The 15,921-nt window shown below is 61.2% G+C and carries 14 protein-coding genes; 10 read left to right on the top strand and 4 right to left on the bottom strand.

What is annotated here, in order from left to right; genetic code table 11:
• Positions 1-126: 126 nt before the first annotated feature.
• From R1W00_RS03380 to R1W00_RS03355, 6 genes are all read left to right on the top strand, one after another.
• Positions 127-1,062 carry a lipid A-modifier LpxR family protein gene (locus tag R1W00_RS03380; RefSeq protein ID WP_317261303.1) on the top strand — a complete coding sequence of 312 codons (936 nt, stop codon included), beginning with the start codon at positions 127-129 and terminating at the stop codon, positions 1,060-1,062.
• Between the two features lie 286 nt (positions 1,063-1,348).
• On the top strand, positions 1,349-2,236 hold the full coding sequence (locus R1W00_RS03375; protein WP_317261302.1) for a Hint domain-containing protein: 888 nt from the start codon (positions 1,349-1,351) through the stop codon (positions 2,234-2,236).
• Between the two features lie 165 nt (positions 2,237-2,401).
• Positions 2,402-3,022: a 30S ribosomal protein S4 gene (gene rpsD / locus R1W00_RS03370; protein WP_317261301.1), complete on the top strand. Its 621-nt coding sequence runs from the start codon at positions 2,402-2,404 to the stop codon at positions 3,020-3,022.
• Positions 3,023-3,235: 213 nt separating this feature from the next.
• On the top strand, positions 3,236-4,291 hold the full coding sequence (hisC, locus tag R1W00_RS03365; protein ID WP_317261598.1) for a histidinol-phosphate transaminase: 1,056 nt from the start codon (positions 3,236-3,238) through the stop codon (positions 4,289-4,291).
• Positions 4,288-5,208 (top strand): prephenate/arogenate dehydrogenase family protein, encoded by a 921-nt coding sequence (locus tag R1W00_RS03360; protein ID WP_317261300.1) that lies wholly within the window; start codon positions 4,288-4,290, stop codon positions 5,206-5,208. Before hisC ends, R1W00_RS03360 begins: the two co-directional genes overlap by 4 nt.
• Positions 5,205-6,071 (top strand): extensin family protein, encoded by an 867-nt coding sequence (locus R1W00_RS03355; protein WP_317261299.1) that lies wholly within the window; start codon positions 5,205-5,207, stop codon positions 6,069-6,071. Before R1W00_RS03360 ends, R1W00_RS03355 begins: the two co-directional genes overlap by 4 nt.
• Here the strand turns inward: R1W00_RS03355 and R1W00_RS03350 are convergent.
• The gene (locus R1W00_RS03350; RefSeq protein ID WP_317261298.1) at positions 6,068-7,021 is read right to left on the bottom strand and encodes a DUF2125 domain-containing protein; all 954 of its coding nucleotides are present in this window, start codon (positions 7,019-7,021) and stop codon (positions 6,068-6,070) included. The genes R1W00_RS03355 and R1W00_RS03350 overlap by 4 nt on opposite strands.
• Positions 7,022-7,089: 68 nt before the next feature.
• Here R1W00_RS03350 and R1W00_RS03345 point away from each other — a divergent pair, with 68 nt between their 5' ends.
• From R1W00_RS03345 to R1W00_RS03335, 3 genes are all read left to right on the top strand, one after another.
• Positions 7,090-7,653, top strand: coding sequence for a gamma-glutamylcyclotransferase (locus R1W00_RS03345; RefSeq protein WP_317261297.1), 564 nt, complete (start codon positions 7,090-7,092; stop codon positions 7,651-7,653).
• Positions 7,654-7,718: 65 nt separating this feature from the next.
• Complete coding sequence (locus tag R1W00_RS03340) at positions 7,719-8,894, top strand: biopolymer transporter ExbB (protein WP_317261296.1); 1,176 nt, start codon at positions 7,719-7,721, stop codon at positions 8,892-8,894.
• A gap of 4 nt (positions 8,895-8,898) precedes the next feature.
• Positions 8,899-10,845, top strand: a complete 1,947-nt coding sequence (locus R1W00_RS03335; RefSeq protein ID WP_317261295.1) for a peptidoglycan -binding protein — start codon at positions 8,899-8,901, stop codon at positions 10,843-10,845.
• Here the strand turns inward: R1W00_RS03335 and R1W00_RS03330 are convergent.
• From R1W00_RS03330 to gloB, 3 genes are all read right to left on the bottom strand, one after another.
• Positions 10,842-11,744: a M23 family metallopeptidase gene (locus tag R1W00_RS03330; RefSeq protein WP_317261294.1), complete on the bottom strand. Its 903-nt coding sequence runs from the start codon at positions 11,742-11,744 to the stop codon at positions 10,842-10,844. The genes R1W00_RS03335 and R1W00_RS03330 overlap by 4 nt on opposite strands.
• Positions 11,745-11,806: 62 nt before the next feature.
• Entirely contained in the window at positions 11,807-14,143 is a 2,337-nt protein-coding gene (clpA, locus tag R1W00_RS03325) for an ATP-dependent Clp protease ATP-binding subunit ClpA (RefSeq protein ID WP_317261293.1), read from the bottom strand.
• Between the two features lie 183 nt (positions 14,144-14,326).
• Positions 14,327-15,091: a hydroxyacylglutathione hydrolase gene (gloB, locus tag R1W00_RS03320; RefSeq protein WP_317261292.1), complete on the bottom strand. Its 765-nt coding sequence runs from the start codon at positions 15,089-15,091 to the stop codon at positions 14,327-14,329.
• 62 nt (positions 15,092-15,153) lie between these two features.
• On the opposite strand from gloB, the gene R1W00_RS03315 reads away from it, so the two are divergent.
• On the top strand, positions 15,154-15,891 hold the full coding sequence (locus R1W00_RS03315) for a hypothetical protein (RefSeq protein ID WP_317261291.1): 738 nt from the start codon (positions 15,154-15,156) through the stop codon (positions 15,889-15,891).
• The last annotated feature ends 30 nt before the right edge of the window (positions 15,892-15,921 follow it).

The raw sequence follows: 15,921 nt of genomic DNA, 5'->3' as shown, positions 1-15,921 counted from the left end.
GGCGAAATGCACACAGGTCGCCGTCTCGCATTATCGTGACATTCCATTCTTTTGCCAAATTCTGTAACTAACGGATAACACACCAAAGACGCGTATGCCCAGAAGGGCCAAGAACAGGATTCGGATATGACACAGATCTGTGCCGCATTTGCGCTGGCCGCTGGGGTAATGGTCGCCGCAACCGGCGCAATGGCGCAAGAGGTCGAGGTTGAAGGCAACAAGACCTTGGGGATCGGCAGTGTCTTTACCAACGATGTGTTCGGTGATGGGCGCGACCGGTGGCGCAGTTCGTCCTACACGGTCAGCTGGGTGCGCGGACAGGACTGGACCGGCGATTTGCCCGACAGTTTCGGTGAGGTGATCGAGTACCGCTTTAACGCCTCGACCATCACGCCCGAGGATCTGACGACCCCGAACCCCGCCGACCGCGCCTATGCCGGTGCGCTTAGCGTCGGGGCCTATTCGCATTTTCAGTTCGGCAAGGCCGACATCGGTCTGGGGGGCGGTCTGGCCTTTACCGGTCCGGATACGGGCCACGGATCGTTCCAGCGCGAGGCGCATGAGCTGTTGGGTGTCACGCCGCCGTCTGACGCGGTTCTGGCCAACCAGATTGGCAACGCGGTCTATCTGACGGCGGAACTGGATGTGACGGGGGATTTCCGTATCTCTGACGGCGTGACCTTCCGTCCGTTTTTTCAGGTCCAGAGCGGGATCGAGACCCTTGCCCGTGTGGGTGGGGACGTGATTTTCGGCGGCTTTGGTCAGAATAGCCTTCTGCTGCGCGATGAGTTCAGCGGCCAGCTCTATGATGCGGTGGGTAAGGATGACCGTGGTCTGTCCTTCCTGATCGGGGCGGACACCGCCAAGGTGTTCCACAGCGCAATCATCCCCGCCAACAGTGGTCTGCAGCTGACCGATACGCGCGACCGTGTGCGTGCCGGTGTGAACTGGCAGGGCGAGCGGGTTGGTCTGTTTTACGGGGTCACGTGGCTGGGCAAGGAATTCGTCGGCCAGAGCGACAGCCAGATCGTCGGCACCATCGACCTGCGGCTTAAATTCTAAAGTATATAAAATTCTACACTTTGGGATATTTCCCTCCTTCACAAGCATTAACGTCGCGTGTTAACCTGCTGCCAATAAAAATATAATTGGGGCAGATTTCGGAATGAAAACGGGCTTGAAAGGCACGTTTGTCATCCCTTGGTCGCACACAGAAGTAGACGGCGCGAAAAACGCGCCCTTGGGTACGTTGCGGGTTGGATCCGTGTGGCGTTGGAATGGCGACGCGACGCGGGTCGACGGTTCGAGTGATTTTTTGCTTCTTGGTGAGGCTGATGGAGCGGCAGACATGCGCCGCCGTGCAGCACGCTCGGTGCGTCGCTTGGTTGGGGCGGCACTTGATCCTCAGCGCTCGGTCTACGAGCCGCTGAATACACCTCTGTTGGACAAGGGCTTTGTTCTGACAGACGGGCAGGCGTCGTTCACGGCAACGGAAATTCCAACGACGGTGGGCAAGCCGCCGCTGTTGATGTTCGTCGATCAGTTGCCACCGCCAGGTGTTGAGCTGTGGGTCGTGCGTGAAATCGCCGAAACCCCGCCTGTCACCCGCCACACGGATCAGCCCGAGGGCGTGATCTGTTTCGCGACCGGCACGATGATCGAAACCCCGCATGGGCCGCGCTTGATCGAGGATCTGCATCAAGGCGACGAGATCAGCACGCGCGACAATGGTCCCCAGAAAATCGTCTGGCGCGGGCAGCGCTATATGTCCGGCGCGCGTCTCTATGCATTGCCGCATCTGCGTCCGATCCGCGTCAAGGCACAGGCCTTTGGGATTGATTGCCCCCAGCCCGATCTGGTGGTCTCGCCCGAGCACCGCTTGTTGATGCGCGGTCCGGCGGCCCGATCCCTATTTGGCACGCCCGAGGTTCTGATCGCGGCAAAGGACATGTTGAACGACCATTCGATCATGGTCGACACGACGCTAAAGTCCGTGACCTATGTCCATCTTATGTTGGAGCAGCATCAGGTGATCACCGCCAACGGTGTGGATGCCGAGAGCTTTCACCCCGCCAACACCGACATCGCCGCCGTCCCTGACGCGCAGCGGGCCGAGTTGTTGTCCTGCTTCCCGACGGTGGATCGCGACCCGCAATCCTATGGCGGGTTTGCGCGGCGCAACCTGAACACAGGCGAGGCCGCTATTTTGCAGCATGAGGGCGGATTCCGTCATTGACTCGGACATCGCGCGCTGTATAAGCACGCCATCCCGGCCCACTGTGGCCGGGTTTTCATTGGTGTTGGTGGCCCCCGCAAGGGGATGCCTGTCTCCCATCCTACGGGAAAGGACAACGCCCTTCTGAACGCCCCGCGGCGTTCGCTTTTATGAAGGAGATCAGCCGTGACCAAACGCACGTCTGCCAAGTACAAAATTGACCGCCGTATGGGCGAAAACATCTGGGGCCGCGCCAAGTCGCCCGTCAACCGCCGCGAATACGGCCCCGGCCAGCACGGCCAGCGCCGCAAAGGCAAACTGTCGGACTTCGGTATTCAGCTGCGCGCCAAGCAGAAGCTGAAAGGTTACTACGGCGACCTGACCGAGAAACAGTTCCGTCGCATCTATGGCGAAGCTGAGCGTGTTAAAGGCGATACCGGTGAAAACCTGATCGGTCTTCTGGAGCGTCGTCTGGACGCTGTTGTTTACCGCGCCAAACTGGTTCCGACCGTGTTCGCTGCACGTCAGTTCGTGAACCACGGCCACGTGACCGTCAACGGTCAGCGCGTGAACATCCCCTCCTACCGCGTCAAAGAAGGCGACGTGATCGAGGTGCGTGACCGTTCCAAGCAAATGGCTCTGGTTCTGGAAGCTGTTCAGTCGGCCGAGCGCGAAGTTCCCGATTACTTGGACGTCGACAACGGCAAACTGACCGTGACCTTCGTTCGCACCCCCGGCCTGTCGGACGTTCCGTACCCCGTTGTTATGGAGCCGAACCTGGTCGTCGAATTCTACGCTAAGAACTAAGTTCTTAGCCTCTCACTCACGAGAACTGGAAAACCCGCCGACTTCGGCGGGTTTTCTGTTTTGGACGGGTCGGTTTGGCCGTGGCGTTGGATTTTGCGCAACATTGGTCCAATCGCGCGTCTTTGCGTCTGGTCTTGGCCCCTGCAGGCGGATAGAAATCCCCGCGTAAGAGGAGACCACACCGTGTCTAAAATCGAAGTGCAACCCGGGATTATGCAGATTGCCCTGTATCAGGGTGGTCAGTCCAAAATCGAAGGCGTGGCCGACGTTGTGAAACTGTCGTCCAACGAAAACCCCTTTGGACCGTCGGACAAGGCCAAAGAGGCCTTTGCCCGCTGTGCCCATCAGTTGCATCGATATCCCTCGACCGACCACCTGTCCCTGCGCACGGCGATTGCCGAGGTGCACGGTCTGGATGTCGACAAGATCATTTGCGGCGTCGGCTCGGATGAGATCATCACCTTTCTCTGTCAGGCCTATGCCGGCCCCGGCGATGAGGTGATCCACACCGAACACGGGTTCTCCATGTACCGGATTTCGACACTGGCCGCCGGTGCCACGCCCGTTGAGGTGCCCGAGGTCGACCGCACAGTGGACGTCGACGCCATTCTGGCCGCGTGCACTGAGCGCACCAAACTGGTCTTCATCGCAAACCCCGCCAACCCGACGGGCACGTTTGTGACGGGCGATGAGATCACGCGCCTTGCCGATGGCCTGCCCGCGCACACCATTCTGGTGCTGGACGGGGCCTATGCCGAATATGTCGACGGGTTCGACGGCGGCGCGGCGATGGTTGAGGCGCGCGAGAACGTTGTCATGACGCGCACCTTTTCCAAGGTCTATGGCCTTGGCGGGCTGCGCATCGGCTGGGGCTATGGTCCGCAGGCGATCATCGACGTTCTGAACCGTGTTCGTGGGCCGTTCAACCTGTCTGACGCCCAGTTGGACACGGCTGAGGCGGCGTTGCGCGACCGCGAGTATCTGGAAAAATGCCTGTCCGAAAATGCCCGTCTGCGGCTGTGGCTGTCCGAGGCATTGGCCGAGGTGGGCGTGCCCAGCGACGTGTCCTACACCAACTTTATCCTCGCGCGCTTCCAGAGCGCGGATGAGGCGGACGCCTGTGACGCATACCTGAAACAAAACGGTCTGATCGTGCGCCGCGTGGCGGGGTACAAATTGCCCGATTGTTTGCGCATCACGGTCGGGGATGAGGCATCGTGCCGTCGTATTGTCCACGCCATCCGCGGGTTCAAAGAGGCCAAGGAATGAGCGTGATCTACAACCGCGTTGCCCTGATCGGGCTGGGCCTGATTGCGGGGTCGATGGCACATGCCATGCGTCTGCACGGGCTGGCCGGTGAAATCGTCGGCACGGCCCGCTCGGCCGAGACCCGCGAAACTGCGGCGAAAATCAACCTGTGCGACCGGATTGTCGACACGGCAGCCGAGGCCGTTCAGGATGCCGATCTGGTGGTTCTGGCCGTGCCGGTTGGCGCGATGGGTGCCGTTGCCGCCGAGATCGGTCCGCATCTGAAAAAGGGTGCGACCGTCACTGACGTCGGCTCGGTCAAACAGGCGGTGATTGACGCCGTTGGACCGCACATCCCCGAGGGCGTCGATTTCGTGCCGGGGCACCCGCTGGCAGGAACCGAGCATTCGGGGCCTCTCTCAGGGTTTGCCAGCCTGTTCCAAAACCGGTGGTGTCTCTTGGTTCCAACCGCAAACAGCAGCGCCGATGCCGCCGCCCGCTTGCGCGCCTTGTGGGAAGGTATGGGGGCCAATGTCGACGAAATGGACGCCGAGCACCATGATCTGGTTCTGGCCGTCACCAGTCACACGCCCCACCTGATCGCTTACACGATGGTGGGGGTCGCCGATGACCTGCGCCGTGTGACCGATAGCGAGGTCATCAAGTACTCGGCTGCCGGTTTTCGCGATTTCACGCGGATCGCGGCCTCTGATCCGACCATGTGGCGCGATGTGTTCCTGACGAACAAAGAGGCGACGCTGGAAATCCTCGGGCGGTTCACCGAGGAACTGTTCGCGCTGCAACGGGCGATCCGGACGGGGGATGGCGAGCATCTGTTCGACTATTTCACCCGTACGCGCGCGATCCGTCGTGGCATCATCGAGGCCGGTCAGGACACCGAGGCCCCCGATTTCGGACGCAGCGGTACCAAAGAATGAAGCGTCTGGCGTCATATCTGGCGCTGATGCTGATGGGGGCAGGGGCGGTTTCGGCGGAATCGATCACGACCGCCCTGATCCCGAAACCACGTCCGCAAACGGCGGTGGTTGAGCCGCCCTTTGGTCCCCTGTTCGTGCCTGTTTTCGGACCGACGGCGGACACTGTCCGCCCGCGTCCGCGTCCTGGATCAACGGTCGTCGCAATCGCGCCCGCGCCGGTTCAGACATCCACATCGAACAGTGCCTATTCGGTCGTGGTCGCCCTGCGCCCGCAGGCCCGCCCGACCCAAGTCGCCTATGCACCCGCGCCCGCGCCGGTTCTATCTGGCGGCGGCAAGGTTCAGAAAATCTGTGGCAACAAGGCGATCTTGGGTCGCAAGGTGTCGCCGATCCAAGGCACGCTCAAAGGCTGTGGCGTGTCCAATCCGGTTGAGGTCTATTCGGTCGGCGGGGTTGAACTTAACCCGCCTGCGGTGATGACTTGCGATGCGGCCAAGGCCCTGAATAAATGGGTGAATAAGGGCGTTAAACCCGCGATTGGAAGTCTTGGCGGCGGTCCGGCCAAGTTCTCGGTCGCGGCGGGCTATTCCTGTCGTACCCGCAACAACCAACCCGGTGCAAAGGTCTCCGAGCACGGCAAAGGTAAGGCGATTGATATCTCGCAACTGACCCTCGTGAACGGCAAAACCCTGAACGTCCTAAGCCATTGGGGCAAGGGCGCCGAGGGGCAGTTGTTGGCCAAGATGCACAAATCGGCCTGTGGTCCGTTTGGCACCGTTCTGGGGCCGGATGCAGACAAATACCACAAGGATCATTTCCATTTCGACGTCGCGAAATACGGCAACGGCGCCTATTGCCGTTAACGCAGGCGGGGCATCCGACCTAGGTTGACCGGACCCAGCCACACCTGACCGCCCCGCAGGGACAGGGGCACATCTAGGGTCGTGTCATCCCCATCGCTTGCCGCCAGCAGACGCAGAACCCGCGTGGCCTGTTTGACATCGGCGGGTCGCATTGTGCCCATGTCCTGAGCCATGCTCAGGGCCGCGCGCCAGTTCGTAATCCCGAGGGTCAGCGCGCCCGTCGCATAGCCATCCAGATCGATGTCGAACCCGCCAGTTGCTGTGACAACGGTCTCGCCCCATTCGATACGTGCGTTGTCCAGATCGACCCGCGTCGCATGGGGCAGGGGGGCAAGGGCGAACCGGTTCAGCGGTTGGGACAGGCCGACCCGCGCGTTGACCTTGGTTGCGGTGATCACATGGCCCGCCGCCGACAGGGCGGTCGCATCCACGGCGACGTCATAGGTGGTCGGCTCTTCGGTTGCGCGCAGGGCCAACAACACCTTGTCCGCCGCGATCCGGTCGCCCGTCTCAAACCGTGCGGCGATCTGTTCCGCGACCAGATTGGCGCGATCCAGCGTCAGGTCGCCCTCGGCGCGGACCACCGCGCTTGCCCGCATGTCTGTGTTCAGGACCGTCACCTTGCCCAGATCGGGCAGGGTCAGGGTTTGGGTTTCCGGCCAGACGGCGATGATGTGATTTGGCCGATAGCTTAGCGTCAGGATCTGAAAAAACGGCGCAGACCATCCGAAATCGCTGGTTGGCGCGGTCACCGTCGGTGCGGTCAGGGTCGTGTCCAAGCGGTTCGGAAATCCGGACACCGACAGATCGTCATAGGCAATCGTCCAACCGGCGGCGCGTTGTGCCTCGATCCCTGCGTTCAACGCCTTGTCCAAGCCGCGCGCGGCCACGAACCAATACCCTGCCCACAACAGCGCCAATACGATCGTGATGGATAACAGTTTGCGCATGGCTGGGGTTCCTCAAACCTTTGGTATATGGTGGTATTTAATGGGCATGTGGCAGAAGGACCAGACAAATGAATGCGCCTCTTTGGGTGTTTGGTTATGGATCGCTGGTGTGGAACCCGGGCTTTGAGTTTTCCGAAACGCATGTGGCCCGCCTTAAGGGGTTTCACAGGTCGTTCTGTATGCGTTCGATCCACCACCGCGGCTCGGTTGAGGAACCGGGGCTGGTCCTTGCGCTGGACGCCAAGGACGGCGCGGCCTGTGAGGGCGTGGCCTTTCGCGTCGCCGCCGGCACCGAAGAGGAAACCATGGCCTATCTGCGCGAACGCGAGTTGGTCTCCTCCGCCTATCTGGAAACGGTTCAGCCCGTGCGCCTGTCGGACGGGCGGATGGTCGATGCGGTGACCTATATTATTGACCCCGATCACGACCAATATTGCGGCGACCTGCCGTTAGAAGAGCAGGCCCATATCATCACCCACGCCGTCGGTGGGCGCGGGCCGAACACCGAATACCTGTTCAATTCCGCAGGGCACCTTGCCGATCTCGGGATCGTGGATGAGGAACTCAGCTGGCTCAGCCGCCGCGTGCGCGAAATTCAGAGTGCCGTGAGCGAGGCCAATCCGACAGATTGATGATTGTTTCAGTGCACAGCTTACCCTAGGCTTTGCGTGTAAAATAACGATCCGGGACGCACCCAATGGACATGACCGATCACGAGGCCGAGCCGCATTTTTCCCAACCGGTCCGTCAAATTTTCCTGATGCTGGTGGCGCTGGGGCTGTTTTCCTTTGGCGGCTATATTGCCCTGCCACGGGTGGCGCCGGTGTTTCTGGCCAACCCCTATTTGAACGGGTTGATTGCGGCGGTGTTTCTGGCCGGTGTGCTGGCCTGTATCCTGCAGATGGTGCAACTGATCTCATCGGTGCGCTGGATCGAACGGTTCAGCGGCAAGAACCGCGACGACAGCAAGGGCCGCGCGCCACGCCTGTTGGCCCCGTTGGCGGCCCTCTTGGGCAACCGTCAATCGCGCATGCACATCAGCGCCTCCTCGGCGGGCTCCATCCTTGAATCCGTCGCTACGCGGATCGAAGAGGCGCGCGATATCACGCGCTATATCGTCAACCTTTTGATTTTCCTTGGCCTTTTGGGGACATTCTATGGTCTGGCGACGACCGTTCCGGCGGTTGTGGAGACCATCCGATCCCTTGCCCCGACCGAGGGCGAGGACAGCGTCGCCGTATTCAGCCGCCTGATGACCGGCCTTGAGGCCCAGCTCGGCGGTATGGGCACGGCCTTCGCCTCATCCCTGTTGGGTCTGGCGGGGTCGCTGGTTGTGGGTCTGCTTGAACTGTTTGCGGGCCACGGTCAGAACCGGTTTTATCGTGAGCTTGAGGAATGGCTGTCGACCTTTACCCGCATCGGCTTTGCGGGTGCCGAGGGCGAAGGCGCGAATGAAATGGGCGCGGTCGCGGCGGTGATGGAGCAGATGTCGCTGCAAATGGACGCGCTGCAAACCATCGTCGCCAATTCCGAGGCCAACCGCGATAACGTCGAGGGCCATCTGGCGCAGATGACCGCGACCTTGGACCGCGTCGCGGGACAGCTTGAGGGCAACCGCGATCTGGATCAGGCGATTGCGCAACTTGCCGCCGGTCAGGATCGTCTGGCCACCGCGATTGAGGCCATCGCGGGCGAGGGCGGTAGTGCCCATTCCGACGCCGAAAGCCGGATGCGCCTGCGCTCGATCGACGTGCAACTCTTGCGCATCCTTGAGGAAATCAGCGCCGGTCGCCAAGAGGCCATCGGCAATCTGCGCGCGGATCTGTCAACGCTGAACCAAACGATCCGCCGCGCCACCGGCGCCGAGGACTGACGCCATGGCCCTGACGCGGCGCACCGGACAACGCTTTCAGGCCAGCATCTGGCCCGGTTTCGTGGATGCGATGACGGCGCTGTTGCTGGTGCTGATGTTCGTTCTGTCGATCTTTATGATCGTGCAATCCATGCTGCGCGACACGATCACCGGTCAGGAAAATGAGCTAAGCCAACTGAACGCCGAACTCTCCGCGCTGGCCGAGGCCTTGGGGTTGGAACAACAACGCACGTTCCAGTTGGAGACCGAAATCGGCACCTTGTCGGGGACGCTAGAACAGGCGCGTGTCGCCGCCGAACAACAGGCTGCGTTGATCGCCACCCTCAGCCAGACGATTGACGATCAGGCGCAGTCCCTGTCCGCCGCCGCCGCGCGGATCACCGATTTTGAGGCGCAGGTCGCCACCCTATTGGCCGAGCGCGATGCCGCGCGGGATGAGGGTGCCCTGTTGCGCGCCGATCTGGACGCCCTAGAGGCCGAAAAGACCGAGCTTTTGTCAGCGCAGGAGCAGTTGCAACTGGCCCTTGCGCGTGCCCGGACCGAAATCGACGCCAATGCCGAGGCGGCCCGTTTGGCGGCAGCACAGCGTGAGGCGCTTGAGGCGCTGGTCGCCGAGATGCGCGCCGATCTGGCGGATACGGAAACGGCACGTTTGACCCTGTCGGGACGCGTGGATGAGTTGGAGCAGGAACTAAGCGCGCAAGAGGCCCAGCAGTTGGCCGAGGCCGAGGCTGCGCGCCTGTTGCGCGAACGTCTGGCCAATGCGCAGGATGAGTTGACCGCGATGACCCTCGCGCTTGAGGAGCAGCGCAGACAGGCCGAAGAGACGCTGACCCTGTTGGCGGCGGCGGAAACGGCCGAGGCGGATTTGAACGCAAAACTGGCCGCCGCATTGTTGGACACGGACACGTTGCGCGCCGCATTGGCGGGGGTCGAGGACGGGCGCAGTGAACTTGAGGCCGCTCTAAACGCCGCCGAGACCAGCCAAACCGATCTGCAGGCGCAACTGGCCGCCGCGATCACCGCGCGCGATGCCCTACAGGCCGAGGTGGACGCCCTGCGCGCCGCTGCGCCGGATCAGGCGACCGTGCGTGATCAATTGACCGCCGCATTGGCCGCGAAACTGGCCGCCGAACAAGAGGCGGCCGCGCAATTGTCCGAGGCCCAGAGACAGGAAATCCTGTTGGCCCAAGCGAATGAGGCCCTGTCGGCCGAAGAGGCGAAATCCGCCGAGAGCCAGCGCAAAATCGCCCTGTTGAACCAGCAAATCGCACAGTTGCGTGCGCAGCTTGGGTCGCTTCAGGCGCTGTTGGATGATGCGGCGTCGCGCGATGCTGCGGCGAAGGTGCAGCTGGAGTCGCTGGGCAATCAGTTGAACGCGGCGCTTGCCCGCGCGGCGTCCGAACAACGCGCCCGCGCCGAGTTGGAAGAGGCCGAGCGTCTCCGCCTTGAGGCCGAAGCGGCCCGTTTGGCCGCCGAGGCCAAGGATTTGGAAAACTACCGTTCGGAATTTTTTGGCCGTCTGCGTCAGGTTCTGGCAGGCCGCGAAGGTGTCCGGATCGAGGGCGACCGGTTCGTGTTCTCGTCCGAGGTTCTGTTCGAACCCGCCTCGGCCGATTTGTCGCCCTCGGGCGAGGAGCAGATCGCCAATGTCGTGTCGATCCTGCGGGACGTTTCGGGCGAAATCCCGTCCGAAATCGACTGGATCATCCGCGTCGATGGCCACACGGACAAGGTGCCGTTGTCGGGCACGGGGCGCTATCGCGATAACTGGGAACTGAGCCAAGGGCGCGCCTTGTCTGTGGTGCGCTATATGACAGATGCGTTGGGCTTTGATCCCAGCCGTCTGGCCGCCACGGGGTTCGGCGAATATCGCCCCGCGGTCGCTGGCGACACGCCCGAGGCCTATGCGCAAAACCGCCGGATCGAATTGAAACTGACCGAACGCTAGGGCGTGATGTCAAACGTCACGCTACGCTGATCAATCTCAACCCCGTCGCGCAGCATGTGGACCGTGCCGGTGTAACTCCCGATGGGCCAGCGTTCGCCCCGATTGCGCGTGCCCGCCGCGCGGTAAAGCTGTGGCTGTGACCGGTCCAGTTCCGCGTCATGGGTGAAATGAAAGCCGCTTGGCCCCGCGATATCAATGCGCAACACATCGCCCGCACGACCCCCATAGGCATAGCCCCACAGGACAAGCGCGGGGATGTCGGTTGTCAGTTGGTCGATAGGTGGCGGGCCAAGTTTGACCGTGTCGTAATCGGGCACCGCCGTAGCGACCCCAACCGAGATCATCCCGCCCGCCTGATAGGCGATCGGGTCCTCCCACAGGGTCGTGTCGGGCGCGTCGCATGTGGTCGGGGTACCGCTTGGGTCAAAGGGGTCGGTGACCGCCCCGTCTTTGCGCACACTCATGTGGACATGGGGATAGGACGTTTGACCTGAAAGACCGACCTGCCCAAGGACCGTGCCCTTGCCCACGCGTTGACCGGATTGGACAGCGATCGAGCCCTGTTTCAGATGGCAATATTGCGTTTCCCAACCATCACCGTGGCGGATGACAACCCCGTTGCCGCATTCGCGCCCCTCAATATCGGGGGCATTGTCCGCAGTCACGGGGATGTCGGCCATACCGTCGCGCACGCCCGTCACGGTGCCCGGTGCGGCGGCCAGAACGTTCACACCGGTGGCCATTGCCGACAGAGACGGGATCGCGAAATCCGTGCCCTTGTGCCCGTCATTGGCCAATGGCCCACAGGTGAAATCGGCAGCGCCCGGGCCGGGATCGCGGTCTACATATTGTTGGATATAACAGTCGTCCCCGAGGTCACAGTCCAAGGGTACGGACAAAAGAAATGCCCCCGCCGCAGAGGGTGCGGCGAGGGCAAGCATTGATATCAGGGCCGTCCGTATCAATCTGCGGTCAGCAGCGGCGGCTTTTTCGAGGCGATCTGACGCTTGGTCGGTTCCTCGACGCGCAGGTCCAATTCGCCGTTCTTAACGCCAACCTTGACGAGACCGCCCTTGGCCAGCTTGCCGAACAACAGTTCCTCGGCCAGCGGCTTTTTGATGTTTTCCTGAATGACACGACCCAGAGGACGCGCACCCATTTTGTCATCATAGCCCTTCTCGGCCAGCCATTCGGCGGCAGGTTTGGTCAGTTCGATGGTCACGTTGCGATCCATCAGCTGGGCCTCAAGCTGCAGCACGAACTTTTCGACGACCTGCAGAATGACCTCTTTGGGCAGCGGCTGGAAGCTGATCACGGCATCCAGACGGTTGCGGAATTCCGGCGTGAACGTGCGTTCGATCGCGGCGGTATCCTCGCCCTCGCGGCGGTCGCGGCCGAAACCGATGGCCGCCTTGGCCTGTTCTGCAGCACCCGCGTTCGAGGTCATGATCAGGATCACGTTGCGGAAATCGACCGTGCGACCGTTGTGGTCGGTCAGTTTCCCGTGGTCCATGACCTGTAGCAGGATGTTGTAGACATCGGGGTGGGCCTTTTCGATCTCGTCGAGCAGCAACACACAATGCGGATGTTGATCGACCGTATCGGTCAGCATCCCGCCCTGATCGAACCCGACATAGCCCGGAGGGGCACCGATCAGACGGCTGACCGCGTGCTTCTCCATGTATTCGGACATGTCGAACCGGACCAGTTCCACACCAAGGCTGCGCGCCAGTTGGTTCGCGACCTCGGTTTTACCCACACCGGTCGGACCCGCGAACAGGTAGTTGCCGATGGGTTTTTCTGGTTCGCGCAGACCCGCACGGGCCAGTTTGATCGCGGAGGACAGGGCCTCAATCGCATTATCCTGACCGAACACAACGCGTTTCAGGGTCTTTTCGAGGTCTTTCAGAACCTCGGCATCGTCCTTGGACACGTTTTTCGGGGGGATGCGCGCGATTTTGGCGATCACCTCTTCGATTTCCTTGGCACCGATCGTCTTGCGACGCTTGGCGCTTGCGACCAGATGCTGGGCCGCGCCGGCCTCATCGATCACGTCGATGGCCTTATCGGGCAGCTTGCGGTCATGGATGTAGCGTGCGGACAGTTCCACGGCGGATTTGATCGCGTCGCTGGTGTATTTGATGGCGTGGTGTTCCTCGAAATAGGGTTTCAGACCCTTGAGGATTTTCACGGCATCTTCGACCGAAGGTTCATTTACGTCGATTTTCTGGAACCGGCGGCTGAGGGCGCGGTCCTTTTCGAAATGCTGACGGAATTCTTTATAGGTGGTCGAGCCCATACAGCGCAGCTTGCCACCCTGCAGGGCGGGCTTCAGCAGGTTCGACGCATCCATCGCGCCGCCACTGGTGGCACCGGCACCGATCACGGTGTGGATTTCGTCGATGAACAGAACCGCATCGGGATGTTGTTCAAGCTCTGTCACAACGGCCTTGAGACGTTCCTCAAAGTCACCGCGGTAACGCGTACCCGCCAGCAGCGCGCCCATATCCAGCGAGAAGATCGTCGCGCCGGACAGAACCTCGGGGGTTTCGCCGTTGACGATTTTGCGCGCCAGACCTTCGGCGATGGCGGTTTTGCCAACACCGGGATCGCCGACCAGCAACGGGTTATTCTTGCGGCGGCGGCACAGCACCTGAATACAGCGTTCCACCTCATGCGCGCGACCGATCAGGGGATCGACGTCGCCCTCGGCGGCCTTGGCGTTCAGGTCGACACAGTATTTGGCCAGCGCGGATTCCTTGCCGTCGCCCTCTTCTTGGGCGGCTTTGGGGGCGCTTTGGGCCTCTTCTTCGAAATCGGTGGCGCCTTTGACGGGGCGGCTTTCGCCAAAGGACGGGTCCTTGGCCACGCCGTGGGCGATAAAGTTCACCGCGTCATAACGCGTCATGTCCTGTTCCTGAAGGAAGTAGGCGGCGTTCGATTCCCGTTCGGCAAAGATCGCGACCAGAACGTTCGCGCCGGTCACTTCGGTGCGGCCGGAACTTTGGACATGGATCGCGGCGCGTTGGATCACGCGCTGAAACGCGGCGGTCGGAACGGCCTCGGAGCCCTCGATCTCGGTCACGAGGGTCGAGAGTTCTTCGTCGATGAATTCGACCAGCGTCTGACGCAGCTCTTCGAGATCAACCGAACAGGCCTTCATGACCTTGGCCGCGTCGGGTTCGTCGATCAGAGACAAGAGCAGGTGTTCCAGCGTGGCAAGTTCATGGCGTCGCGCATTGGCAAGGGCCAGTGCGCCGTGGATGGCTTGTTCAAGGGTGCTCGAAAATGAAGGCACTGCGCGTGCTCCTTTCCTGTTAGGCGGAGGGGGCGACGGGGCCCACCTCAACTGTGGCCGTATGATATTAAGGATCGGTTTTTAACGGCCCGCTTCAAGTGTTTTCTGGACAATTTTCCAAAGGAATCGGGTCAAGGGCCAAATTTTAAGCGTCGCTGTTTTTCGGCTTTGACCATCGTTCGATCAGAAATTATCCTTGCGCCGACGGATTTCGGCAAAGACTGCAACATCGTCAGCATGTTCCATGCCAAGTGCCGCTTTGAGGGTGGGTACATTGGCGCGCAAGAACGGGTTTGTTGCGATCTCGTCTGCCAATTTACTGGGAACTGTGGGGCGGTTGTCCGCCCGGGCTTGGGTGATCTGTTGTACCCTAGAGATAAGGTCGGGATTATCGGGTTCAATAGTCATGGCAAACCGCGCGTTGGCGGCGGTGTATTCGTGACCAGAACAGATAGTCGTCTCGGGCGGCAGGGCCATTAGCGCAGACAAGGACGCCCACATCATATCCGGCGTGCCCTCGAACAAACGGCCACATCCCATCGCCATCAATGTATCGGCGGTAAAGGCGGCGCCCGTGTCGGGGAAATAGAACGACACATGGCCAATCGTGTGACCGGGGGTGCCGAACACCTGAACCGCCTCGCCGCAGACGATCAGGTCTGAACCCTGTTCAACGGCTAGATCGAGCGGGGGCAGGCGGTGCGCATCCGCCGCCGCGCCGATCACCCGCACACCGGGGCCGCGCAAATCCTCAACCCCGTCGATATGATCATAGTGGTGGTGCGTGATCAAGATATCGGTCAGGGTCCAGCCACGATCGTTCAAAACCTGCTTCAACGGCGCGGCTTCGGGCACGTCGACGACGGCGGTCTCACCGGTCGTGGCGTTATGAAGCACATAGGCGTAGTTGTCTGACAGGCAGGGGACCGTAACGATTTCCAGTGACACGATGTTGTTCCTTTGCTCGATTGCGCCTAGCGTCAGATTCGCCGAAGTGGGATGGGACTGCAATGCACCTTGATGTGTTGGATCTGCGGAATTTTTACTACCGGACCAATTTGGGTCGGGTGGCGCAGCGTGCGATCAGGAACCAGTTGCTGGAATTCTGGCCCGAGGCAAAGAACCAGACGGTGGTGGGATTCGGTTTCGCGGTGCCGATGCTGCGCCCCTATATGGAAGAGGCGCGGCGCATTGTCGGTGTCATGCCCGGCCAACAGGGGGTGATGCATTGGCCTGCCGGTCGCCCGAACGTCTCCGTCCTGTCCGAAGAGGTGAATTGGCCCCTTGCGACGGGAATCGCGGACAAGCTGGTCGTCATGCATGGCCTTGAAACAAGCGAACACCCCACCGCGTTATTAGAGGAATGTTCGCGCGTCATGGGGCCGGGGGCACGTGCGATGTTTATTGTGCCCAATCGGTCGGGTCTTTGGGCGCGCGGAGATGGAACGCCGTTCGGTTTTGGGCGGCCCTATTCGCTGGGACAGCTTGAAAATCAGTTAAAGCGCCACGGGTTTCAGCCCGAAGGCCACCGCGCGGCCCTCTATGCCCCCCCCAGTCACAAGCGATTCTGGCTCAAGACCTCGGACCTGCTTGAGGGCATGGGACGGCGCGTAAGTGCTTATTTTGCTGGGGGTGTGTTGATGGTTGAGGTGTCAAAACAGGTCTATCGCCCAACGGGCACGCCGGTGACGAACGCCCTGCGCCGCCCGCTTAGCGTTTTGCCCGCTCCGGCGGCAAATCCCGCGTAACTGCGACGTTTTTACGCAGAAAATGGCGAC

It is taken from the genome of Rhodovulum sp. FJ3, from assembly GCF_032918305.1.
Classification (GTDB): Bacteria; Pseudomonadota; Alphaproteobacteria; order Rhodobacterales; family Rhodobacteraceae; genus SAT37.
This window is presented reverse-complemented; position numbering and strand designations above follow the sequence as displayed.